Here is a 23,857-nt window from a genome sequence, read left to right on the forward strand (position 1 = left end):
TTACGCCTTGATCGAGCCGCGTGCAGAGGCATTCATTTCGGCATTGACCCTGGCTCTGGTCCCGGCGTAGCTGCCAGCCGAGTGGGCACTTCTAGATCCCATGGAGATGTTTTGCCGACGAGCCGCACGAATCTGTGGGTACAAGTGCTTGACATGCTGGTCAGCGCGTTCCCGGCGACTTGCGAGTACCAACTCGTTTCCGGGTTCTCCCGAGGTCACCTCGGCACTGTAGATGGCGCCTATTCTGTCGGCAACAGTGGTGAGGAAACCGAGCTGAAACTGTCGGCGCTCGACTGTCTTCTCCTGGGCGCTCAAGAAATCTTTGTAAGGATACGTGGGCCACCAAGCCTGCATGGCTGCTTCTAATTGAAGGCGGAGGGAATCGAAGAGTCGCAGCACCTGGCCCACGTCGGATTCGGCGCCGATCAGATAGAGGATCTTCTTCGATGGAGTGTTTGCCTGCAGGACCCTGACGGTGTTGAAGGCTAGGGCAACCTCGGTGAAACCACGAGCTTGGCCAACTTTGTATTGTCCGCCAAATTCCACCCGTTCTTCCACCATGGCCTCCTGCGGCCGGCCGGACTTGCCGGCCTCGGCGTCGATGGTTGCCTGTTCGATGCCATAGCGAACCATGAGCCGTTCTGCATGTTCCTGAAAGGCCTGCGCTTCGGCAGGGAATGGCGTGTTGGCTGCCTTGGCGAGCAGTTTGGTGATGAGCTTGAGTGTCTTCTCGGCTTTGCGGCCGGGTTCCTGGTCCGTCTTCATGGTGCCGTACTCCTTTGCATTGGTCAGGACTCTACTGCGGGGGTCTGACAAAGTAAGAAGCCACCCAATGAACACTAGAGCTTCGGTGACTATGATCACATGCGAACAGAGCCTTTGGGCAAACAAAAAGACTCCCTGAAAACCTAAGTTTTCAGGGAGTCTGTCAGTGCGCGGAGGGGGACTTGAACCCCCACCCCGTTTCCAGGACTAGCACCTCAAGCTAGCGCGTCTGCCATTCCGCCACCCGCGCAGGTGACCACAGGAATTTGATTCTCACTCTCGTTTGAATCGATGTTCGCTGCAGCAGCGATGAAAACAATAGCACGACTTTTGCCGAGAAGAAAAATCGAGGCCTCATTGCCGTGTTTCTACCCCTCAGAGTGCCAGAAAGGGCCCAAAAGGTAGGCTGGAACAAACGCACCAGACACTAAGGAGTTATCCCGTGAACACCGTCAGGCCAGAGGACGAAGTTGCAGGCATTTGTGCCGATCTCATCCGTTTCGACACTAGTAACTACGCAGACAATGAAGGTCCGGGGGAGCGGGCGATTGCTGAGCATACCGCTGCGTTGATTACCGAGGTGGGGCTGTCGGCTGAACTCTATGAGTCCTCTCCGGGACGAGCCAATGTTGTCACCCGAATTTCCGGCACCGACTCTTCGCTACCTGCTCTTGTGGTGCATGGGCACTTGGACGTTGTGCCGGCGCAGGCCTCGGACTGGAGTGTTGATCCGTTTGCCGGCGAAGAGCGCGACGGGATGATTTGGGGTCGTGGCGCGGTCGACATGAAAGACATGAACGCCATGATGCTCTCTGTCATGCGCTCGATGGGCCGGGAAGGGCGTAAGCCTAAGCGCGATCTGATCTTCGCGTTCTTCGCCGATGAAGAAGCTGGCGGAAAGTATGGTGCCCGCTGGACCGTGGACAACCGCCCAGACCTGTTCGAAGGAGCAACTGAGGCAATTTCCGAGGTGGGTGGCTTCTCCACGGACATCAACGGTAAGCGCGCCTACCTGCTGCAGACAGCCGAAAAGGGTCTGGCCTGGTTGCGCTTAACGGCCCATGGCCGTGCTGGTCACGGATCGCACATCAATACCGACAATGCCGTGACACGTCTGGCCCGCGCGGTCACCCGGATTGGTGATCATCAATGGCCCATTGAATACACCGACACCACCCGAGCCTTCCTCGAGGGAGTCTCGGAGATGACCGGCATTGAGTTTGACGAGGGAAACCCGGAAACTCTGCTGAGTCAGCTGGGAACCGTTTCCCGCTTTGTGGGGGCGACCTTGCAGAACACCGCTAACCCCACCTTCCTTTCCGGCGGATACAAAGCCAATGTGATTCCTGGCACGGCCGAGGCCATGATTGATATCCGAACCCTTCCCGGCCAACATGAGCAGGTTCTGGAACTGGTCCGCGAACTGGCAGGTGAAGGCATCGATATTTCAACCATTCACAACGATGTATCGCTGGAAACTCCCTTCGCCGGCAACCTGGTGGACTCCATGATCGATTCTCTGCATGCTGAGGATCCCGGCTCCACCGTTCTGCCCTACACGCTATCCGGAGGCACTGACAATAAGTCGCTGAGCCGTCTGGGCATCATGGGTTATGGGTTCGCGCCCTTGCAACTACCTGCAGAGCTGGACTTCACGGGCATGTTCCATGGCGTGGACGAGCGCGTTCCGGTCGATTCGCTGAAATTCGGGTCCCGTGTTCTGGACCGGCTGCTGAGCAACTACTAAGGACTCCGTGCCATGAGCGTTGAACTGCAAGAACTACTCCCTGATGAGCTGCTGGAACGGTTCCGAGTCCGGGCCAAAGGCTACGACGCACGTAACGAGTTTTTCCACGAGGACCTTGCTGAGCTCAAGGAACAGGGCTACTTGCGTATGTTTGCCGCCACGCACGACGGCGGACTCGGCTTTGGTCTGGAACAGGCAGCTGCAGCGCAACGCAGGTTGGCGACAGCCGCCCCAGCCACCGCATTGGCGATCAACATGCACTTGGTGTGGACCGGCGTCGCACATCTTCTCGCGCAGCGAGGGGACAACTCGCTGCACTATGTGCTGACGGAGGCAGTGGCCGGGGAGGTGTTTGCCTTTGGTAATTCAGAGGCGGGCAATGATTCTGTGCTGTTTGATTCCAATACTGTGGCGGCGCCCCAGAACGATGGCAGCTACTCCTTTACCGGCACCAAGATCTTCACCTCGCTCTCGCCGGCCTGGACGAGGCTGGGGATTTTTGGCAAGGACAGTAGCGGGGACGAAGCAGTTCTGGTGCATGCGTTCATCACCCGGGAAAGTCCGGGATATACCATTAAGGACGACTGGAATACGTTGGGGATGCGAGCCAGCCAGTCCTGCACAACAGTGCTCGACGGTGTGGTGGCTCCGGCCGATCGCGTGTTCCGGAAGCTTCCGGTGGGGCCGAATGCAGACCAACTAATCTTCTCGATTTTCGCTTGCTTTGAGACGCTGCTGGCAGCCGTGTACACGGGGCTGGGAGAGCGAGCGCTTCAGATCGGCGTGGACACGGTTCATAAACGCAAGTCCAAGAAATCGGGCAAGAGCTACGCGCAGGATCCAGATATCCGTTGGCGCATCGCCGACGCAGCTATGGCGATGGACGGACTCTACCCGCAACTGGAGTCATTGGCACGCGACGTGGACAATCTGGTCGATCATGGAGCCCAGTGGTTCCCCCAGATGGTGGGGTTAAAAGTTCGGGCCACGGAAACTGCTCGCACGGTGGTGGATTTGATCATCCGGGTCAGCGGCGGCAGCAGCTACTTTGCCGGCAGTGAACTTGGCCGCCTCTACCGGGATGTCTTAGCCGGGATGTTCCACCCTTCGGATGACGAATCGGCGCACTCCACGATTGCCAGCGCATTGCTGGGACCGCTGGAGGAATGATGCTGGGAGACTGAAGTTGAGTAGCGTTCAGAAGGGTTGGCCCAAAGATTGGGGCTCAGAAGATATCGAGGGTCCGCTGGACCCTTAGCACCTTACGGCGCATCACGTATTTCCGGTGGCCGCCCATGTACAGGGTGCTGCGTGCCAGCTCCCACTTGCCGTACTCGGCGTGTTCACGCAGACGCTGGTAGGCGGTCGGCACCGATTCGCCGGCGGAAACCGTGATTTCCAAGTACTCGTACTGGCGCAGGGGTGCCCCCGGGCCGGTCGTTGCAGGCTTCAAGGTTTCCCTCATGAAGTGTCCTTCCCGTCTTTTTTCTATCCTAGCCATCTGCCGCCACGAGCCCTCTAACAGTCCCCATCACATGGGTGCAGTCCCCATCACATGGGTGTCTGGACGTGGTGCATAAAGTGTGTTGCTTCACACCAAGCTACCTGTGTTTCCTGCCGAAATCCTCACCCGGCGGAAAGGACTTTCAAGTTTCCGAGCACACTGGTACCGTCAATCGCATGAGCATCGATCCCCGCGCAGCCCTGAGTGCCCTCACTACCGCCCTAGAAGAACACTTGGTCGCTGCTTCGGCGCGCCGTGGGGAAGAAGACCCCATTGTTGAAGCGACGTTCCTGGGCATTATTGACGCCTTTGAAGCCTACGAAGAAGCCCTCTTTGACGCATTTGACGAAGTGACACCACTGGTCATCTACGGTGAAGACGGTGAAGACGGGGATTTCGATGAAGAAGATGACGAAGAAGATGAGGATTCCGATAGCTCAGAGGGCCCCAACGACTCAACAGATGATTCGGAAAATTCAACTAGCTAGCACTTACGCCCAAGGGTAACTAGCACTCACGATAGCTGCGAAACCTCGTCCAGCACGGTCACAATTTGCTCCGGCAACGGTTCCAACGAGGACGTAAGGATTTCCTGCAACTGTTCCTGCGTGCGTGGTCCAACCACGGCCGAGGCCACAGAATGATGCTCAAGCAGCCAACCCAAAGCCACGTCGAGGGGCGTTCGCCCCAACCCCTTGGCTGCCGTCACCAACGCCTCGGTGATCCGGGCCGGGCGGCCTTCCAAGTACTTTTCCACGTATGGGCTCATGGTGGTGCTGGCTGCCCGTGAGTCACCCGGGATATGTCCGCGATACTTTCCCGTGAGGACACCGCGGCCCAACGGAGCCCAACACAGCAGGCTCGCACCCATGTGCTCGGCGGCGGGGACCACTTCGCGCTCGGCCTCGCGAGCCAACAAGGAGTACTCCACTTGATTGGCCACCAGAGGCGTCTCGCTGAGGGTCGCAGCCCGTGCAAGCTGCCAGCCGTTGTAATTGGAGACTCCGGCATAACGGACCCGTCCGCTGCTGACCGCATACTCCAGGGCGCTGAGCGTCTCATCCAATGGCACATTCTCATCCCAGACGTGGGTTAGCCATAAATCGAGATGGTCCGTGTCTAAGCGCGCCAAGGAGGCATCAAGCCCGGCAAGCATGGCACGCCGTGATGTATCCACCATTCGTCTGTCGTTTCGGTGACTGACCCCCGCTTTTGAGACCAACACCACATCACTGCGAGGAATCACATCTCCGAGCAGTTCACCGAGGATCGCTTCACTGCGCCCCTCCACATAACTGACAGCAGTATCAAGAGTGGTGCCGCCGGCATCCACAAAATCCCGCAATTGCGCCCGCGCAGTCTCGGCGCTTGTCTCATTTCCCCAGGTCATTGTGCCCAAGGTCAAAGCAGAAACTCGCAGTCCGCTGGTGCCCATGAATCGTTGTTCCATGGCTGCAAGCTTACGGGGAATTGTCTGTGTGTTTCGCCCGACACTGCCGCATGTGGATGGCGAGGCGGTGCCCATGCTTTAGGCTGAAACTCGTGAACTGGTTTGAAGCTGCCTTCTTAGGCCTTGTCCAGGGCCTGACTGAATTCCTCCCGATTTCTTCAAGTGCCCATCTCTTTGTCGTCGGTAAATTCCTCCCCTCTGGGGCTGACCCCGGGGCGGCCTTTACGGCTGTCAGTCAACTGGGTACCGAAACTGCCGTGCTCTTGTACTTCTGGCGCGATATTGTGCGCATCATCAAAGCGTGGTGGGGCTCGCTGCGAGGGCGAGTACCTCGCACAGATCCTGATGTCCGCATGGGTTGGTTGGTCATCATTGGCAGCTTGCCCATTGCACTGCTGGGCGTGCTGTTCCAGCACCACATCGAATCCACCCTCCGGAACCTGTGGCTCGTAGCAACCACTCTCGTAGTCTTCGGACTCATACTCGCCGTGGCAGACCATGTGGCGAGCCAGAAACGCGAACTTAAGGACCTGAGCTACAAGCACGGCATCCTTTACGGCTTCGCCCAAGCCTTGGCCCTGATCCCCGGAGTCTCGCGTTCCGGCGGCACCATCACCGCTGGGCTACTCATGGGTTACACCCGTGAAGCTGCAGCTCGATACGCTTTCTTACTGGCCATCCCCGCCGTCTTCGGTAGCGGTTTCTATGAGCTGTATAAAATCGTTGGCAAGCACGAAGGCGCAGCTGGACCCTTCGGTGTGGGGGAAACAATCCTCGCCACAGTGATTGCGTTCGTTGTGGGATATCTCATTATCGGTTGGTTCCTCAAATACATTTCCACCAAAAGCTTCCGCCCGTTCGTTTGGTACCGCATTGGCTTGGGACTGCTGCTCTTTATTCTGCTCGGAACCAACGTCATTACCCCCTAAAGGCCCCCTAAGGGCGGTGCTCCACGAGTCTTCCGCCCGCAGCTATCCGCCTCCCAAATGCTCGCTTCGCTCGCTTTGGGTCCCTCGGCGGTTAGCGCCTAATCCGCCTCTCAAATGCTCGCTTCGCTCGCTTTGGGTCCCTCGGCGGTTAGCGCCTATCCGCCTCCCAAATGCTCGCTTCGCTCGCTTTGGGTCCCTCGGCGGTTAGGCTAGACCCTGTGAAAACTTGGAAGTCCCACTCCCTGCCCCAGCTCCCCGGCCGCATGCCTGCCCTTGCACTGCATGAAACGACTCGAAATCGAGTCGAGCTTTTGCCGGAGACTGGCCCGGCCAGCATGTACGTCTGCGGCATCACCCCCTACGACGCAACCCACATGGGTCATGCCGCCACGTACGTTTCCTTCGATCTGCTCAACCGGGCATGGCTCGATGCGGATCGCACCGTCAACTACGTGCAGAACGTCACCGATATTGATGATCCCCTCCTAGAACGTGCCACCCGTGACGGTGTTGACTGGCGTGAGCTCGCAGCCTCCCAGACAGCGCTGTTCCACGCCGACATGGAGGCCCTGAACGTTCTCGCTCCAGATCACTACATTGGCGCCGTCGAAGCCATTGAGTGGATTGTGCCCGAGATTGAGAAGCTAATCGCGGCAGGTGTTGCCTACCCCGTTGAGGGAAGTGATGGAGCGCCCGACGGCGATATTTACTTCTCCGTTGAGGCCGCCTCGGCTGTCGAAAAGGTTCCAGGACCGGACGTTGCATGGTGGCTGGGTCAGGTCTCCGGCCTCAGCCAGGATGAGATGCTGCCCGTGTTTGCTGAGCGTGGCGGGGATCCTGCCCGCCCGGGTAAGCGCCACCCGCTCGATGCCCTGCTGTGGCGGGTCGCCCGCGACGGTGAGCCCTCTTGGGACGGTGCCTCCTTGGGCGCCGGACGCCCCGGGTGGCACATTGAATGTACTGTGATCGCCCAGCGATTCTTGCCCAAGCCCTTCACCGTGCAAGGCGGCGGCAGTGACCTGGTCTTCCCGCATCACGAGATGGGCGCCGGTCACGCTTATGCGCTGAGCCACACTCCGATGGCTTCTCACTACGTTCACACGGCCATGGTTGGTCTGGACGGTGAAAAGATGAGCAAGTCTTTGGGCAACTTGGTGCTCGTTTCAAAATTGCGTGCAGAAGGTGTCGATCCGGCCGCAATCCGCTTGGCGATCCTGGCCCACCACTACCGCAGCGACTGGTTCTGGACTCAGGAACTGCTGGAATCGGCGCAGGACCGGTTGGAGCGTTGGCGTAAAGCTGCGCCACGAGCTGCCGAAGGCTCTGGCATGGCGTTGTTGAGCGAACTGCGTGCTGCCCTGTCTCAGGATTTGGATGCACCCCGTGCCTTGGCCGCCGTCGACGCGTGGGCGCAACTCTCCACGGCCAGCGATGCGAGCCTCGCGTCAGAGCGAGATGCCGCCTTGGTTTCGGATGCGCTTGAAGCCCTCCTCGGTGTGGAGCTCTAAGCCACACACCAGCTAGCCACACATCAACAAGCGCCACAACGCCCAATGAGCAACCCTAAGCGCGCTTAGGGTTGCTCATTGCCGCGACGGCGCAGGTAACGCTCAAACTCTTGGGCAATCGATTCACCCGTCGCTTCGGGCAATTCTGCTGTGTCTTTGGCTTGTTCTAGCTGTTGGACGTACGTTGCGATCTCGGCATCCTGAGAGGCCAGTTCGTTGACACCACGCTCCCAAGCATGGGCGTCCTCGGCTAAGTCGGTGGTGGGCAAGGAAACCTTCAAGAAGTCCTCGATCTTGTTCAGCAACGCCAGCTCGGCTTTGGGGGAAGGCGCCTGAGCTACGTAGTGGGGTACGGCTGCCCAGAGTGAGACTGTTGGCAGGCCCGCCAACAGCGCAACTTCATTGAGTACTCCCACAATGCCAATGGGTCCTTCGTATTGTGAGGGTTCCAGCTTCAGGCGAGTGGCGAGCTCATCGTCGTCGCACGTTGCTGTGACAGGAATGGGCCGTGAGTGGGGGACATCGGCCAGCAGGGCGCCAACCAGCACCACATAATTGACGTTGAGTTCGGCCGCCTTGGCCAGTAGCTCAGCCGTGTAGGCGCGCCATCGGTACGACGGTTCAATTCCATGCACCAGGATTACGTCAATATTGGTCTCCGGAATGGAAGCCTTGGCGATCTTGGTGACCGGCCATTTGATCTTGTGACCGCCCGAGGAGGTAAGCCGGACCTCGGGGCGGGTGAACTGGAAATCGTAGTATTCATCGGGTTCAATCACCGCGACGCGTTTGGCATCCCAGAGCTGATGCAAGTATTTAAGGGCGTCACTGGCTGCCTCGCCGGCGTCGTTCCACCCTTCAAAAGCGGCTAACAGCACAGTTAACCGCTCCTCGCCAGCGGCCGCTTCTAAGAATGCTTCCGGCTGTTCGACTTCCCCGTCATTGAATCTGCTCACAGCCCCAGCCTACGGCGCCAAGGGGTTTGCGGCACCACCCACCACGCGCGGCTGTGGAAAACAGTTCCACCTCTGCCGCCACGTAGACTAAGGGCATGCTTTCACCCACTTCTGCTGCCGCTCGCCTTGACTCATCCCCAGACCATCCGCTTAAAGCAGTCCTCTGGGACATGGACGGCACCTTGGTGGACACCGAACCGTATTGGATCGCCGCTGAGATTGCCTTGGTTCAGGCTCATGGCGGGCAGTGGGATGAGGAGAAGGCCCACCAGCTGGTAGGCAATGCACTGGACAGCACGGCCGCGGTTCTGCAGCGCGCCGGAGTGGACCTCACTGTCAGGGAGATCATCGATTACCTCTCAAATAGTGTGGTGGCCCGAATTCGTAAGCTAGTTCCTTGGCGCCCTGGTGCCCGGGAACTGCTGGCAGATCTGCACGCCAAGGGAATTCGTTGTGCGCTGGTGACCATGAGCGAACGGCACATGGCGCAGGAAGTTGTCGACGCGCTCGATCAGAACTTCTTTGAATTTTTGGTCACCGGTGATGAAGTCACCCATGGCAAGCCGCATCCAGAACCATACCTAGCGGCAGTGGAGCAATTACGAGTGGGCGATCCCGAGCTCACGCTGTTTAACTGTGCAGCTTTGGAAGACTCGGTTCCGGGTGTGGCTTCGGCCATCGCCTCAGGGATGGCCACCATCGCCATTCCCAACGCTGTGCCCTTGGGCGAGGATGCACGTCGCACCACATGGGACACACTTGCTGGTAAGACGTACGACGACGTCCGGCTGGTTGTAGCTTCTCACGCACGTTCCGCAGGGGCTGCTTTGTGAGCGGCTCAACTAATGGTGTGAAGGAAAAGCGAGAAGGGTTAGTTCTGGGATCGATCGGGGGAACGCCGATTATTCTGGCTAACTCTTGGTTCTTGATCGCGGCGATCACTGTCATGATCTTTGGTCCGCAACTGGAAAGAAACTTTTCCGGTCTCGGCTGGCGGGCCTACGGTGTTGCTTTTGCCTATGCTCTGCTGCTGTTATTTTCCGTGCTCATCCACGAGCTGGCGCACGCCGTTGCGGCCAAGCTCTACGGTTGGGCCACTCACAAAATTGTGCTTAACCTCTGGGGCGGGCACACAGAGTTTGACTTTGGCAAGGCAACTCCTGGAAAAGCCCTCGTGGTTGCCTTCGCAGGGCCTGTGGCCAACTTTGTGCTGGCAGGCCTGGGATGGCTGGTGGCGGCATTACTGCCCGAATCCACGTCCCTCCTGAGCGCGATCGTAGTGCTGCTGAGCAACATCTTCATTTGGGCCAATCTTTTGATCGGCGCCTTCAACATTCTGCCGGGTCTGCCGCTCGACGGGGGCCGCCTGGTGGAATCCATTGTCTGGAAATCCACTGGCAGCCAGGAGAAAGGTACCGTGGCCGCGGGCTGGGCCGGGCGGGTAATTGCTGTGGCCATAGTTGCCGTGATGCTCGCAGTGCCGTTTTTGCAAGGCCAGCAGCCGGATCTGACCACAACGTTCATCATCATCTTGCTGGCGGGCTTCTTGTGGATGGGCGCCTCAGCCTCCATCAAGGGAGCCAGTATGCGCCTGCGGCTACCAGCTGTCAGCGCGGGAATCTTGGCAACTCCGGCCGTCAGCGCGTCGATCGAATGCACCGTGGCTCAGCTGTGGACGCTGAGGGGCCAGTTCCCGCAGGAACCCATTGTGTTGTTCGGCCAGGACGGCCGCCCCACAGCTGTTGTTGACGAGTATGCATTGGCCCATGTGCCTCCGCAGGCCGCGCTGATGACACCAGCCAGTGCTGTGGCTCGAACCCTGTCCCGGGGAGCCTATGTTCCCGATGTTGCAGCCGGTGTGGAGCTGGTGTCCTATCTGGCTCAGTTACCGGACACCGAATACGCTGTTATAAACCTTGACGGTAAAGTCACTGGCCTGCTCAGTCAGGCGAAGGTTGTGGCAGCCATGACCGGCAAGCCAGTCAGCTGATGCCTGCGTGAGGATGTCCGTGTGAGATTGCATTGCCAGAACAGGCACAGCATCAGGCGGCACCACCGGCACCACAACTGCCACCACAGTTTTTCAATTTCTTAGCTTTCCACTCTGACTAAGGCCCCTTTACCGGGCCGTAACCGCTGACCTTTAAGCACCAAATGTGAGGAACCACCCGATGAAGCAAGACGAAACAACGCCAGAAACCGGCCAGCAGCCTCACGGTGCAGCATCACGGCGTGGCCCGTTCCGCTCCGGCGAACGCGTGCAGCTGACGGATGAGCGTGGCCGTATGAACACCATCACCTTGACCCCTGGAACGGCCTACCATACACACAAAGGCTTCTTGAATCATGACCTTTTGATTGGTCAGCCCGAAGGCTCCATGGTCGAAAGCAACGTTGGCCAGCAGTACCAGGCACTGCGCCCATTGCTCTCGGACTTCGTGCTGTCGATGCCCCGCGGTGCCGCCGTGGTGTACCCGAAGGATGCCGGGCAGATCATCACCATGGGTGATATTTTCCCCGGCGCCCGCGTTGTCGAAGCGGGCGTGGGCTCCGGAGCCCTGTCCATCTCCTTGCTTCGTGCCGTAGGGGACAACGGTTACCTGCACTCCTTTGAGCGCCGTCAAGAATTTGCCGATATTGCCCGCGGCAACGTCGAGACCATCTTCGGTGGCCCGCACCCGGCATGGAAGATCTCCTTGGGCGACTTCCAAGACCAGGTTGTGGAGCAGGAAGCTCCCGGCAGCGTTGACCGTGTTGTCTTGGATATGTTGGCACCGTGGGAGTGCCTCGACGCCGTAGCCACGGTTCTTGCCCCGGGCGGGGTGTGGATCAACTACGTTGCCACCGTGACCCAGCTCTCCCGCACCGCCGAGGCCATCCGTGCTGACGGCCGCTTCACCGAGCCCGACGCTTGGGAGTCCATGGTTCGCGGCTGGCACCTCGAAGGTCTGGCAGTGCGCCCGGACCACCGCATGGTGGCCCACACTGGATTCTTGATGGTGACCCGCCGTCTCGCTGATGGTGTCACAGGCATGACACCCAAGCGCCGCGCGTCGAAAACTGATTTTGCCCAAGAAGACCTCGATGCGTGGACACCAGCAGCCGTGGGGGAGCGGTCGGTCTCAGATAAGAAACTGCGCCGCGCCGCCCGTGATGCCTCTTCAACCGTGCAAACCAAGCGGAACCAAGAGCAGTCTGAGGAAACCGAAACGCGCCAAGACGGCTTCGGCGAGCAGTAGCACTAAGATCGGCAGTACCGCATCGTCACGGCTGCGGCGGCATACACCGCGGAAGGATACAAGGTCATGAACGACTCAACGCACTCCACCCCGGGACTTCCCGAGGACGGCAGCACGCCAGGCGCGGCAACGCCCGCGCCTGGCTCCCTCGATGCCAGCTATTCCATTGGCCCTGGCCAGCAGGCAGTACTGGAACGCCAGCTCAACGTCCTCCGTGACAAGGCCCGAAACTTGGACCGTCAGCTGGCATCGGCGACAGCGAACAACACCAAGTTAGTAGCGGTGCTGGAAACAGCTAAGACTGAGATCCTCAAGCTCCGCAGCGCCCTAGAAAATGACGGAGAACCGCCCTACAGCTTCGGCACTATTGTGTCCCTGAACCGGGCCTCGGCCACGACAGGTGCAAGCAATGCGGTGAGCAAAGAGAACCTGGATGTGTATGCATCAGGTCGCAAAATGCGGGTTTCACTGAGCCCTTTGCTACGCATGAATGATCTCTCAGTGGGGCAGGAGGTGTTGCTCAACGAGGCCTACACCGTGATTGCCGCGCTGGGTCTGCCCGATGTTGGCGAGCTGGTCACGGTCAAGGAACTCCTGGGTACGGACCGTGCCATGGTGGTGGGCCGGGCTGATGAGGAACGGGTGCTCCGACTCGCCGGAGCACTGCAAGGTGGCGTCGTCAAGGTGGGCGATGCACTCACCATGGACGGACGCACGGGCTACGCCATGGAGAAGATTCCGCGCTCAGAAGTGGAAAACTTGATCCTAGAAGAAGTCCCAGACATCTCCTACTCAGACATTGGTGGCCTGGCCTCACAGATCGAGCAGATCCGTGACGCCGTTGAACTGCCGTTCCTGCATCCTGACCTGTACCGCGAGCACGGACTGAAAGCACCTAAGGGAATTCTGCTGTACGGCCCTCCCGGCTGTGGCAAAACGCTCATCGCCAAAGCCGTAGCAAACTCCTTGGCACAACGAGCCGCCGAACGCTCCGGGGTCAAGGATCAAAAAAGCTATTTTTTGAACATCAAGGGCCCGGAACTCCTGGATAAGTATGTAGGCGAGACCGAGCGCCAAATCCGTCTCATCTTCAGCCGGGCGCGCGAAAAAGCCTCCGACGGCAGCGCCGTGGTGGTGTTCTTTGACGAGATGGACTCTCTCTTCCGCACGCGTGGCACGGGTGTGTCCTCGGATGTGGAGACCACTATTGTGCCGCAGCTGCTCAGCGAGATTGACGGCGTCGAACGTCTCGATAACGTGATTGTCATCGGCGCCTCCAACCGTGAAGACATGATTGACCCAGCCATCCTGCGGCCCGGTCGGCTTGACGTCAAGGTCAAAATTCTGCGCCCCGACGCTGAATCAGCGGCGGATATTTTTACCAAATATGTCACCACAGCACTGCCGTTCCACGCAGATGACGTTGCAGCGAACCACGGCAGCTTGCAAGAAACCGTGGACGCCATGATTCAGCGCACTGTTGAGGCCATGTATGCCACGGACAAGGGCAATGAGTTTCTTGAGGTGACCTATGCCAACGGTGACACCGAGATGCTGTACTTCAAGGACTTTAACTCCGGTGCTGTCATCCAAAACGTGGTTGACCGCGCTAAAAAGTACGCCATCAAGGACCTGCTCACCAGTGGTGAGAAGGGTATTCGGATCGAACACATGCTGCGTGCAGTGGTGGACGAGTTCCGTGAACACGAAGATATGCCCAACACCACCAACCCCGATGACTGGGCCCGGATCTCCGGTAAGAAGGGCGAACGGATCACCTACATCCGCACCATCGTGCAGAGTAAAGAAGGCCAAGTACCGGGACGGACCTTGGAAACCTTGCCGAACACGGGGCAGTACCTGTGAGTGCCATCAGGGTCATGGGGGCCGAGACGGAATATGGCATCCATGCTCCGGGCGTCCAAGAATTCAACGCCACCTGGCTCTCCACTCAAGTGGTGCACGCGTATTCAAAGGAAACCAAGGACAGGGCCTCAGCGGGCGGAGAAACTCGTTGGGATTACACTGACGAGGATCCCCTGGCGGATGCCCGTGGCTGGTCGATGCCTCGCTCCGCTGCGGATCTTAGCCAGCTGACAGATTCGGAACCTGAACTGACAGCAGCCCAGATTGCGTTGGAAGGTGGCGAGGTCGGGGAAGTTGGTGAGAACTCGGGACCGCTGATGATGAACATGGTGTTAGGTAACGGGGCACGTCTTTACGTGGATCATGCCCATCCAGAATACTCTTCACCGGAGGTCACCAATCCGCTGGACGCCGTACGCTGGGATGCCGCTGGCGACCTGGTGGCATTGGCGGCTGTGCGGAGGATTGCGGCTACTGCGGGCGTACCCGCCATCAACCTGTATAAAAACAACACAGACAACAAGTCAGTCTCCTACGGCAGCCACGAGAACTATCTGATGCCCCGCAGCGTCCCATTCAAGGACATTGTTGCCGGGCTGACCCCGTTCTTTGTCACCCGCGCCATCATGTGCGGAGCCGGCCGTGTTGGCTTGGGTCAAGACGGTTCGGGTCTAGGTTTCCAAATCACCCAGCGATCTGATTTCTTTGAGGCGGAAGTTGGGCTCGAAACTACCATTCGGCGCCCCATCATCAACACCCGCGATGAACCACACGCCACGGCTGAGAAGTACCGGCGCTTGCACGTCATCATTGGCGACGCGAACTTGTGCCAAGTCTCTAACTTTCTCAAATTTGGCACCACGGCCATGGTGTTGGACATGATTGAACACGGCTCGGCGCCGCACCTGGAATTTGCCGATCCTGTCGCAACCTTGCGCGCTATTAGTCACGACTGGGAGCTCAAGGAAAAGCACCAACTTATCGATGGCAGCCTGATCAGCGCGTTGGATGTGCAATGGCAGTACCTGGACGCGGCCCGTGCCCATTGCCTTGCTAATGGTTCAAGCCACCCGGACACCGGCGATGGCCACACCGCCCAGGTCTTGAACAAATGGGAAGAAGTACTGACAGCTCTGGGCGAGGATCCCATGTCTCTGGCAGGACAACTGGAATGGGTAGCGAAGCTAAACCTGCTCCAGCAATACCGCAACCGTGACAATATCTCCTGGGATGATCCCCGCCTGGGGCTGATCGACCTGCAATGGTCTGACATTCGCCCTGAGAAGGGTCTCTACTACAAGTTGCTGCAACATGGGCGGATCGAGCGGTTAGTTAGTGATGAGTCCATTGCTGCTGCCGTGCTGGCGCCACCAACAGACACCAGAGCCTACTTCCGCGGCCGCTGCATTCAGGCTTTTGGGCGGCATGTAGTGGGAGCCAGTTGGGATTCGGTCATCTTTGAAGTACCTGAGCTGCGAAGGCTGCAACGGGTGTCCACCAAGGAGCCTCTCCGGGGGACCGAATTACTGACCCGTGAGCTGTTCGAGAATCACCGTGAGTTACAGGACTTTCTGCGAACCCTCTTAGCCGCCGGACACTAGCCGCTCGGACTAGCTCGCACCGAAAAGAACCGGATAGAATTAGTCATTCGATTATAAATATGGGGGATAGTATGACTTTTTCATTCCGAACCGCATCCAAGAACACACGTCCGTCGGTCTTTATCTCAGTCGCAGCAGCAGCACTTTTGGCGTTGACATCCTGCAGCGGCGCGGCAACTCCGGACGCTTCTACCGAGCAGACCGTTGCTGCCTCTGCAGAGCCGAGCGCCGCTGCGCAAACCACGGCGGCCACCACCGAGAAGGCTAAGGAGACTAAGGCGGCCTCATCCAAGGACTACACGGCAGCCGAACTTACAGCAATCCTGGAAGGCCTCAAGGATGCCAAAGGTAACGCGATCACGCTGATCCCGGCCGCAGATTTGAAACAAAGTCAGGACCTTGCAAAATCCAGCATGGATTCGGTCACCATCACGCCCGAAGAATGCAAGGCGTTCGCGAACTCCAACGCGGAACTTCCTGAGGGCAGCGTCTACGCAGCCGGTACGTGGATGGGAGATGTAGCCGTCGGAGAAGTGACGGCAGTCACCGTCCTCTCCGCCAAGCCTCAGGTTCTCGCCGCTACCATGGACCGTGTTGGTAGCGACAGCGGAGCCTGCTCCACGTTCACCATGGAAATTGCCGGTCAGTCCATTAAAACCACTATGAAGCCGGTCAAGGTAGACACGTCCGCCGACCAGGAAAACGGAACCCTGATCACCCAAGAACTACCCACCGGCACCAACACCACCGTTACGGTGGAAGCGCTGCAGGGCGGTCTCCTGGTCTCGGTCGTCAAGATGGGCGGCGGAGCTGACGAGGCGACTGCCGCCGAACTGGCAACCTTGGTAGATACAGTCTTGGCTGCTTCCTAGTACATTCTTTGAAGCTCTCTCTTGAACTGATGTCATAAATTACTGTCTAGACGCACGGACCCGCTGACTGCACACAAAGTCAGCGGGTCCGTGGCAGTATGGGAGCAAGTACCGAACAAGACATTTTGACAAAGGATTGTGGCGTCGGTGTCGTAAGTGTCATCAGTAAAGAAGGATTCATCATGGCTTCTCAGGAACAAAAAAACGTCTCCTCGCGCACCGAGGAAGAGCACGTCGATGAATTACCCGCGCCGTCGCCCACCCCGGATTCGGCAGCCGCCCAAGCAGCCACCTCCGGTGTCGATGACCTGCTGGATGAGATTGACGGTGTCTTGGAAGTCAACGCTGAGGAATTCGTGCGTGGCTTCGTCCAAAAGGGCGGACAGTAAGTCCCATGGACGGCTCCCGGCACGGCGGTCACAATGGGCCGCAGGGATTTCCAGCGCTGGATGGTGACGGCTCCTCGTCGTCGTTCTTGGATCATGTGAGCCGAAGCAATCCAGGGCTCCTGCCCTTTGGACGTGAGCTCCCTTCCAGTGGTATGCCTAGCGCCCCGCATGGCACCACCATTGTTGCGCTGACGTTTAGCGGGGGAGTGCTCATGGCGGGTGATCGCCGGGCCACGATGGGGTCGATGATCGCTAGCAGACGGATTGAAAAGGTCTTCCCGGCGGACAAATACTCAGTCTTGGGTATTGCCGGGACTGCTGGAATTGCCATCGACATGGTGCGGCTTTTCCAAGTCGAGCTGGAGCACTACGAGAAGATTGAAGGCACCCGGCTCAGCCTCGAAGGCAAGGCGAATCGGCTCGGGGCCATGGTCCGGGCCAATTTGCCGATGGCGATGCAAGGACTTTCTGTTGTGCCACTCTTCGCTGGGATTGAACGGGGCGAAGCGGCCGGACGGCTGTTCTCCTACGACGTCACTGGCGGACGGTATGAGGAACTTGAACACCACAGTGTCGGCTCTGGGTCCGTTTTTGCACGCGGCGCCCTGAAGAAACTGTGGCATCCGGAACTCTCTGGCGATGAAGCAGTGACGGTGGCCGTTGAGGCCCTCATCGACGCCGCCGACGATGATTCTGCCACCGGTGGTCCGGATGTGATGAGGCAGCTGTGGCCCGTTGTTTACACCGTGACGCACGACGGCGCAGCCCGAGTTCCACAGGAAGCGCTGGCTGCCGTCGTGGCAGAGATCTTGACGCGTCGAACCGCTGAACGAAGGGAGGCCTGAGATGAGCCAGCAATTCTACGTTTCCCCGGAACAAGTCATGAAGGATCGGGCTGATTTTGCTCGCAAGGGCATTGCCCGTGGCAAGTCCGTGGTGGTGCTCAGTTACCGTGACGGCATGGCCCTGGTGGCTGAGAACCCATCAGCCACTCTGCACAAAATTGGTGAGATTTATGATCGCATCGCCTTTGCTGCGGTGGGAAAATACAACGAATTTGAGAGCCTGCGCCAGGCGGGGATTCGCTACGCTGACGTACGCGGATACTCCTACGACCGAGTTGATGTGACTGCCCGCGGACTGGCAAGTGTGTACGCCCAAAGTTTGGGCACAGTCTTTACCGCCGAACAAAAACCGTTCGAAGTTGAACTGGCTGTGGCAGAAGTGGGCGCAAATGAATCAGAGGATCACATCTTCCGCTTGAACTTTGATGGCTCCATTGCCGACGAAACAGGATTCTTGGCCATGGGCGGTAAGGCGGACACAGTGCAGTCAGCTCTAGAGAAGCTCTGGAAACCAGGAGCAGATTTGGGCTCGGCGCTGCGCTGGGCGGTCGATGCGTTGGAGTTTCCCCGCCGAGCCGCGAGTACCGTTGCCACCGCTGGCACAAGTGGCGCGGCTGGCACAGGTGGAGTAGCCGCCACATCCGGCACCGCAAGTGCCACCACTCCCGGCGACGGCCGGGAATTTTTACCCCTCGAGGCGGCGAATCTGGAAGTTGCTGTTTTGGAGCGCAATGCCTCGCGGGTGCGTGGATCTCACCGTGCTTTCCGGCGCCTAGACGATACAGAAGTGGCAGCGCACTTAGCCAGCGGCCAGTTGCCTCAGCTTTAAGCTAGCCCTTTCCTCAGCCCCAAGAGCATCACCCAGCTATGTGACTACATCAATTTTGAAGGAGACCCGAGACGTTGGACCGGCGGATATTTGGCATCGAAACCGAATTTGGCGTTACTTACTCTGCGCCCGGGTCCCGGCCCCTTTCCCCGGAAGAGGTAGCACGTTACCTCTTCCGGAAGGTGGTCAGCTGGGGCCGTTCGTCGAATGTCTTCTTGCCCAACGGCTCACGACTCTACTTAGACGTAGGTTCTCACCCTGAGTACGCCACGGCAGAGTGTGACGGCATCGCCCAATTGATTTCCCAGGACCGAGCCGGTGAATTGATTCTGCACGATTTAGTGCAGGAAGCTCAGATCAAGCTGGCACAGGATGGCTACAACGGGAAGATTTTCCTGTTCAAGAACAACATTGATTCCGCGGGCAATTCCTATGGCAGCCATGAGAATTATCTGATCACTCGCAGAGGTGAATTTAACCGCCTTGCGGACATCCTCATTCCCTTCCTGGTGACACGGCAGCTAATCGCCGGCGCCGGCAGAGTCTTGTCCGCCCAACAGGGCGGAAAGTTTGCCTTCTCCCAGCGTGCTGACCATATTTGGGAGGGCGTCTCCTCGGCCACCACCCGTTCGCGTCCCATCATTAACACCCGCGACGAGCCGCACGCCGATGCAGAACTGTACCGCCGTCTGCACGTCATTGTGGGCGACTCGAATATGTCCGAAACCACCAGCATGTTGAAGGTGGGAAGCATGGATTTGATATTGCGCATGGTGGAGGCTGGCACCATCATGACCGATATGCGCCTTGAAAACCCCATTCGTAGCATCCGCGAAATCTCCCATGACCTCACCGGCTCCCATCCGTTGAAGATGGCCGACGGCCGAACCATGACGGCTTTGGATATACAACGGCATTATCTAGAAAAGGTCAGTGGCTTTGTCCGCTCTCACGGTGCCCACAACAACTTGGTTCCACGCATCCTTGATTTGTGGGAACGGACACTTGATGCCATCGAATCTCAGAACTACTCAAGCATTGACACGGAAATTGATTGGGCCATCAAAGCCAAACTTCTAGGTTCCTATGCGGACAGGCACAATCTGCCGTGGGGCTCGGCTCAGGTGGGTCAGCTGGACCTGCGCTATCACGACATTGACCCCCAGCGCGGCCTGTTCAACATGCTCGAACGCCGAGGGGCGGCGGCGAAATTGGTGACTGAAGGCGAGATTGTCGCGGCAGTCGACACGGCTCCGGCCACTACTCGGGCTCACCTGCGTGGGCAATTTGTCAACGCTGCCCGGGAATCTGGGCGCGACTACACCGTTGACTGGGTGCATCTGAAGCTCAATGACAGATCCCACCAGACCATCCTGTGCAAGGATCCGTTCAAGAGTGTGGACGAGCGCGTTGATGAATTGATTGCGTCGTTGCAAAGCGAATAGGCACCGAATGGCCAGCATTCATTCAGCTTCAACGGATAAGCTAAATTCGGTCGTGTTTCCGATCACAGGATTGACTTGCGTGATGCACACTGACCCGAAAACTTATGAGCAATTCTCCGCGGGCGTAGTTTTTCTCCGCGGCACCTGACCTTCATAACCCAGCCATCGAAAGTGTATTTGTGCGACGACTTCTTGCCCTGCTCCTTCCCCTTCTGCTTGTTACGACAGCGTGTGCCCAAGAGGCTACAGATGCTTCCTCACCTGATGCTTCGGCCAGTTCTACAGTCTCCGTACCGCCCGCCAACGCCGAGGCACTCGCCTCGGTGAAGGCTGCGGATCAAGGTGAAGGAAAGGCCCCCACAGTAACTTTTGACAAGCCCTTGGCTATCACGGCCGAGTCCATGCGGCTCCTGACACCTGGCACCGGAGCGCAGGTGAAAGCTGGACAGGTTGTTGAATTCCGCGAAGTAGCCCTCAACGCTGAGACCGGCGAGGTCCTAGATGAATCATTTAGCAAAGACAACGGTGGAACGATCGTCCTCAATGATTCCTTTAGGGACCAGTTCCCGCTGGTTTACACCACTTTTGCCAGTTCTAAAATTGGCTCCTACATTGCGTATGGGCTAGCCGGCACGCCAGCCACTGAAGGCACCGCCGAAGCCCCGGCGCAGCCTGCACAGCCTGCTGGGCTGAGTGTTTTCCAAGTTGTTTCCGCTGCCGAGGTACCCCCAGTAGTCGCTCCTCTATCCGCTCCTGAAGGCGAAACGGTGACACCGCCAGCAGGCCTTCCCACTGTCAAGGATGATGACAAGGGAATCCCGCAGATCACTATTGGTGACACCAAAGCTTCCAAAGAACTCATTGCCCAAGATCTGATCAAGGGTAAGGGTGCAGTTGTGAAGGCTACCGATAGCATCGTTGCCAACTACGTCGGTGTGAACCTAGTGGGTGGGGAAAAATTTGATTCCAGCTACGACAGCGGGCAGCCCGCTACGTTCTCCTTGCAAGGAGTAATCCCGGGCTGGACCCAAGGCCTAGAAGGCAAGAACGTCGGCTCGCGTGTTCTGCTCCAAATCCCAGCTGATCTAGCCTACGGTGAAGCCGGTCAGGGCAAGGCTAAGGGAGATCTTGTCTTTGTCGTTGATATCCTAGGTATTAAGTAACACCAACAACACCAAGGAGAAGCATGTCTTTCGGAGATCGCAAGTTAGACCGCACCAAGCCGGAAATTGATTTCCCGGCCCACGAAGTCCCCACCGAACTGGTGATTGAGGACCTGATCGAGGGCACCGGCACCGAAGTAGTGCGCGGCAGCACCGTCTCAACCCACTACGTAGGCGTCGCCTTCTCGACCGGTGAAGAATTCGATTCCTCCTGGGGCCGTGGAGCACCGCTGGACTTCAAGGCTGGCATTGGCCAGGTCATTCAGGGCTGGGATCAGGGTTTGCTGGGCATGAAGGTTGGTGGCCGTCGTCGCCTGGAAATCCCCTCGGAGCTGGCCTATGGCTCGCGCGGCGCCGGTGGAGCCATTGGCCCCAACGAGGCTTTGATCTTCGTGGTTGACCTGGTAGCAGTTCGCTAGTTCCCACTCGCGCTCAGGCGCAAGAAATGCCGTCCATTGACGCATCTGCCATAGTTCACACCGTGGCATTTGCGTCAAGGGGCGGCATTTCCTCGTAACGTGGACGCACTCCTACCCTGAAAGCGTCACGCCACCTAGTACGCTGACAAGGTGTCCACAAAAATTGATGCCACAGAACGTCTGTTGAACCTGGTGATCGCCCTTCTGGGGACCCGGCGCGGATACAGCAAGAGTCATATCCGGAACAATATCAACGGCTATGCCAGCGATGCTGCTTCCGATGACGACAAGGCTCAGGTCTCCTTTGAGCGCATGTTCGAACGCGACAAAAAGATCCTGTTGGAGCTCGGCATTCCCTTGAAGCAATCCGAGGTGGCCGGCAACGATGCCCAGGAGCAGGTGCTATACCGCATCCGCCCCGAAGACTACCGGGTCCCGGAAGTTCGGCTGGATGAATCAGCCATGACGCTTTTATCCATCGCGGCGAACCTGTGGGCGGGAGCATCGCTCGGGGCATCGGCCCAATCGGCGTTGCGCAAGATTGCGGCCCGCACTGGCACCGGCTGGTATGAAGATGACACCACCTCACAGTCACGCATCCGAACCGCCGAGCCTGCCTTTGAACCCTTATGGGATGCCCTACGCAACCACCAAACCGTCTTCTTCGACTACCGCAAGTCCGCTACCGGCCAAGCCGCTACTCGGACGGTTCAGCCGTGGGGGCTCGGCAGTAAATACGGACAATGGTATTTGGCAGCGTATGACCTAGAGAAGAAGGCAGAGCGTAATTTCCGCCTTTCCCGGATCACTTCGGAGGTATTGGTCCACACCAAGGAGCGCTTTGATCGTCCCGCTAATTTCCGCATCAGTACAGTTCTGAGCAGGCTGGGCACGGGGACCGAACACAAAGCGCATATTGGCGTTCCAACTGGCTCGGCCCACTGGCTGCGCACGGAGACTATGGGCCAAGCCCCAGATCTACAATCCCCGGAGCCAGACGTCCGAGAGCTAGACGGCGACGAGACGTCAGCCCCAAACACGGAAAGCGCCGATATTCCTTGGCACAAAGACGGCTGGGAGGTGCTGACCGCCGCCTACCGTTCCCCGGAACTCATGGCCGACGACGTTGCTGCCATGGGTGCCCAGGCGTTCGTTGTGGAGCCCGCTGAACTAAGAGACGCCGTGGCTGGCCGGTTGCACAGGGCCGCCGCTGTGGCAGGGCTCCACGCCGAAGCGGACCCCGGCGCAGACGCCTACGCCCACGATGAACTCAATGCTGTGCCCGAGGCTTTGACCTGGTCCAAGCCCCTAGCACTGAATAACTCGCGCAAGCCGGATTCACGTGAGCGGCTGGTCCGGCTCTTATCCATGGTGCCTTACCTAGTGACGAACCCCGGAGTAGAAGAAGCCGAGGTGATGGCCGAGTTTGGTATCAGTGCCAAACAGTGGGAGAAGGATCGTGACACGCTCAGCCTGACTGGACTTCCTGGGTACTTCCCGGGGGACCTCATGGACGTCTCCACCGAAGCTGGACAGGTCTTCATCAGGGATGCAGAAACGCTGGCCAGTCCGCTGCGCCTGACCCAAGAAGAAGCCTGCTCAGTGTTGATCGGGCTACAGGCACTGGCCACCATTCCCGCACCCGGCCGGGCACCCGCGCTGGAGCAGGCAATTACCTCACTCACCACGGTGGCGGGTCAGGATGCCTGGCTAGCGGACGCCGTCGGACTTCACTTGGTTTCGGGCAAGGAGATGGACAATGTTGCCGCCTTGCAAAACGCCATCCAGCAAGGCCGCGCCTGCTCCATCACCTATTTGGTGCGCCACCGTGATGAGGTCAGCGAACGCATTGTGGAGCCGCTGCGGTTATTCTCCCTCGACGCCACTTGGTATCTGCGGGCATGGTGTCGCAAAGTGGAGGGGCTGCGCAGTTTTCGGGTGGACCGCATTCAAGAAATGAGCGACGCCGGCACTCAGGTCCACGCGCCAGTCACCTCAGTTGACTGGCAGCCTGGCGGCAGTGTTTACAGTCCCGGCAGTGGGGATCAGCAAGTCCAGATCATTGCCGATTCCACCACTGCCAGAAGATTGGCGCCGGCCTACAACGCTCAGCTCTTTGATCTGGGTGGCGGCATGGTGGGTTTGCAGCTGCTAGTTGGGGACCCCTCCACATTGGCCCCGCTCATGGCGCGGCTGGGAGGTCACGCACGCGTTGCGGCTCCGGAACAGGTCCGCCAACAAGTGGCTATGTGGCTGAGCGAATCGGCCGCCAGCTATGACGCTGACGGCGAAACGGTCAGGGTTATTCCCAGCGTGGGCCGATAGACTCA

22 protein-coding genes and 1 tRNA gene are annotated in these 23,857 nt (G+C 58.5%); 18 read left to right on the forward strand and 5 right to left on the reverse strand.

The features are described from left to right. Both ACX80D_RS04275 and ACX80D_RS04280 read right to left on the reverse strand, forming a co-directional pair. Nucleotides 1-765 (reverse strand): DUF2786 domain-containing protein, encoded by a 765-nt coding sequence (locus ACX80D_RS04275; RefSeq protein ID WP_459321397.1) that lies wholly within the window; start codon nucleotides 763-765, stop codon nucleotides 1-3. 167 nt (nucleotides 766-932) lie between these two features. Next, nucleotides 933-1,015, reverse strand: a tRNA-Leu gene (locus tag ACX80D_RS04280). Between the two features lie 192 nt (nucleotides 1,016-1,207). On the opposite strand from ACX80D_RS04280, the gene ACX80D_RS04285 reads away from it, so the two are divergent. Both ACX80D_RS04285 and ACX80D_RS04290 read left to right on the forward strand, forming a co-directional pair. Further along, nucleotides 1,208-2,512 carry a M20/M25/M40 family metallo-hydrolase gene (locus ACX80D_RS04285; RefSeq protein WP_459321398.1) on the forward strand — a complete coding sequence of 435 codons (1,305 nt, stop codon included), beginning with the start codon at nucleotides 1,208-1,210 and terminating at the stop codon, nucleotides 2,510-2,512. Nucleotides 2,513-2,524: 12 nt separating this feature from the next. Further along, on the forward strand, nucleotides 2,525-3,682 hold the full coding sequence (locus tag ACX80D_RS04290) for an acyl-CoA dehydrogenase family protein (RefSeq protein ID WP_459321399.1): 1,158 nt from the start codon (nucleotides 2,525-2,527) through the stop codon (nucleotides 3,680-3,682). Nucleotides 3,683-3,737: 55 nt separating this feature from the next. Here the strand turns inward: ACX80D_RS04290 and ACX80D_RS04295 are convergent, their stop codons facing one another. Further along, entirely contained in the window at nucleotides 3,738-3,977 is a 240-nt protein-coding gene (locus tag ACX80D_RS04295; RefSeq protein ID WP_459321400.1) for a DUF5703 family protein, read from the reverse strand. A 215-nt stretch (nucleotides 3,978-4,192) separates the two neighbouring features. Here ACX80D_RS04295 and ACX80D_RS04300 point away from each other — a divergent pair, with 215 nt between their 5' ends. Continuing rightward, nucleotides 4,193-4,504, forward strand: a complete 312-nt coding sequence (locus ACX80D_RS04300; RefSeq protein ID WP_459321401.1) for a hypothetical protein — start codon at nucleotides 4,193-4,195, stop codon at nucleotides 4,502-4,504. 26 nt (nucleotides 4,505-4,530) lie between these two features. Here ACX80D_RS04300 and ACX80D_RS04305 read toward each other — a convergent pair whose 3' ends face one another. Further along, the gene (locus tag ACX80D_RS04305; protein WP_459321402.1) at nucleotides 4,531-5,466 is read right to left on the reverse strand and encodes an aldo/keto reductase; all 936 of its coding nucleotides are present in this window, start codon (nucleotides 5,464-5,466) and stop codon (nucleotides 4,531-4,533) included. Between the two features lie 92 nt (nucleotides 5,467-5,558). Here ACX80D_RS04305 and ACX80D_RS04310 point away from each other — a divergent pair, with 92 nt between their 5' ends. Continuing rightward, complete coding sequence (locus ACX80D_RS04310; RefSeq protein ID WP_459321403.1) at nucleotides 5,559-6,395, forward strand: undecaprenyl-diphosphate phosphatase; 837 nt, start codon at nucleotides 5,559-5,561, stop codon at nucleotides 6,393-6,395. 218 nt (nucleotides 6,396-6,613) lie between these two features. Continuing rightward, a complete protein-coding gene (mshC, locus tag ACX80D_RS04315; RefSeq protein WP_459321404.1) occupies nucleotides 6,614-7,903 on the forward strand; it encodes a cysteine--1-D-myo-inosityl 2-amino-2-deoxy-alpha-D-glucopyranoside ligase in 1,290 nt (429 codons plus the stop codon). 65 nt (nucleotides 7,904-7,968) lie between these two features. Here the strand turns inward: mshC and ACX80D_RS04320 are convergent, their stop codons facing one another. After that, nucleotides 7,969-8,859, reverse strand: coding sequence for a PAC2 family protein (locus ACX80D_RS04320; RefSeq protein ID WP_459321405.1), 891 nt, complete (start codon nucleotides 8,857-8,859; stop codon nucleotides 7,969-7,971). A gap of 95 nt (nucleotides 8,860-8,954) precedes the next feature. On the opposite strand from ACX80D_RS04320, the gene ACX80D_RS04325 reads away from it, so the two are divergent. From ACX80D_RS04325 to ACX80D_RS04385, 13 genes are all read left to right on the forward strand, one after another. Beyond that, nucleotides 8,955-9,692: an HAD family hydrolase gene (locus ACX80D_RS04325; RefSeq protein WP_459321406.1), complete on the forward strand. Its 738-nt coding sequence runs from the start codon at nucleotides 8,955-8,957 to the stop codon at nucleotides 9,690-9,692. Then, the gene (locus ACX80D_RS04330) at nucleotides 9,689-10,849 is read left to right on the forward strand and encodes a site-2 protease family protein (protein ID WP_459321407.1); all 1,161 of its coding nucleotides are present in this window, start codon (nucleotides 9,689-9,691) and stop codon (nucleotides 10,847-10,849) included. The genes ACX80D_RS04325 and ACX80D_RS04330 overlap by 4 nt, the downstream gene beginning before the upstream one ends. Before the next feature lie 181 nt (nucleotides 10,850-11,030). Then, nucleotides 11,031-12,098: a tRNA (adenine-N1)-methyltransferase gene (locus tag ACX80D_RS04335; RefSeq protein WP_459321408.1), complete on the forward strand. Its 1,068-nt coding sequence runs from the start codon at nucleotides 11,031-11,033 to the stop codon at nucleotides 12,096-12,098. Between the two features lie 66 nt (nucleotides 12,099-12,164). Beyond that, nucleotides 12,165-13,964: a proteasome ATPase gene (gene arc / locus ACX80D_RS04340; RefSeq protein ID WP_459321409.1), complete on the forward strand. Its 1,800-nt coding sequence runs from the start codon at nucleotides 12,165-12,167 to the stop codon at nucleotides 13,962-13,964. 14 nt (nucleotides 13,965-13,978) lie between these two features. Then, nucleotides 13,979-15,565 carry a depupylase/deamidase Dop gene (dop, locus tag ACX80D_RS04345; RefSeq protein WP_459321537.1) on the forward strand — a complete coding sequence of 529 codons (1,587 nt, stop codon included), beginning with the start codon at nucleotides 13,979-13,981 and terminating at the stop codon, nucleotides 15,563-15,565. Between the two features lie 71 nt (nucleotides 15,566-15,636). Beyond that, entirely contained in the window at nucleotides 15,637-16,437 is an 801-nt protein-coding gene (locus tag ACX80D_RS04350; protein ID WP_459321410.1) for a hypothetical protein, read from the forward strand. A gap of 182 nt (nucleotides 16,438-16,619) precedes the next feature. Next, on the forward strand, nucleotides 16,620-16,826 hold the full coding sequence (locus ACX80D_RS04355) for a ubiquitin-like protein Pup (RefSeq protein WP_459321411.1): 207 nt from the start codon (nucleotides 16,620-16,622) through the stop codon (nucleotides 16,824-16,826). A 5-nt stretch (nucleotides 16,827-16,831) separates the two neighbouring features. Continuing rightward, nucleotides 16,832-17,671, forward strand: a complete 840-nt coding sequence (prcB, locus tag ACX80D_RS04360; protein ID WP_459321412.1) for a proteasome subunit beta — start codon at nucleotides 16,832-16,834, stop codon at nucleotides 17,669-17,671. 1 nt (nucleotide 17,672) lies between these two features. Further along, nucleotides 17,673-18,500: a proteasome subunit alpha gene (gene prcA / locus ACX80D_RS04365; RefSeq protein WP_459321413.1), complete on the forward strand. Its 828-nt coding sequence runs from the start codon at nucleotides 17,673-17,675 to the stop codon at nucleotides 18,498-18,500. Between the two features lie 74 nt (nucleotides 18,501-18,574). After that, a complete protein-coding gene (gene pafA, locus ACX80D_RS04370) occupies nucleotides 18,575-19,945 on the forward strand; it encodes a Pup--protein ligase (protein ID WP_459321414.1) in 1,371 nt (456 codons plus the stop codon). 179 nt (nucleotides 19,946-20,124) lie between these two features. Next, nucleotides 20,125-21,108 (forward strand): FKBP-type peptidyl-prolyl cis-trans isomerase, encoded by a 984-nt coding sequence (locus ACX80D_RS04375; protein ID WP_459321415.1) that lies wholly within the window; start codon nucleotides 20,125-20,127, stop codon nucleotides 21,106-21,108. Between the two features lie 23 nt (nucleotides 21,109-21,131). Then, entirely contained in the window at nucleotides 21,132-21,527 is a 396-nt protein-coding gene (locus ACX80D_RS04380) for an FKBP-type peptidyl-prolyl cis-trans isomerase (protein ID WP_363840610.1), read from the forward strand. Nucleotides 21,528-21,677: 150 nt separating this feature from the next. Then, nucleotides 21,678-23,852 carry a helix-turn-helix transcriptional regulator gene (locus ACX80D_RS04385; protein WP_459321416.1) on the forward strand — a complete coding sequence of 725 codons (2,175 nt, stop codon included), beginning with the start codon at nucleotides 21,678-21,680 and terminating at the stop codon, nucleotides 23,850-23,852. Nucleotides 23,853-23,857 lie beyond the last annotated feature (5 nt).

The sequence above is a fragment of the Arthrobacter sp. Sr24 genome (genome assembly GCF_054511175.1).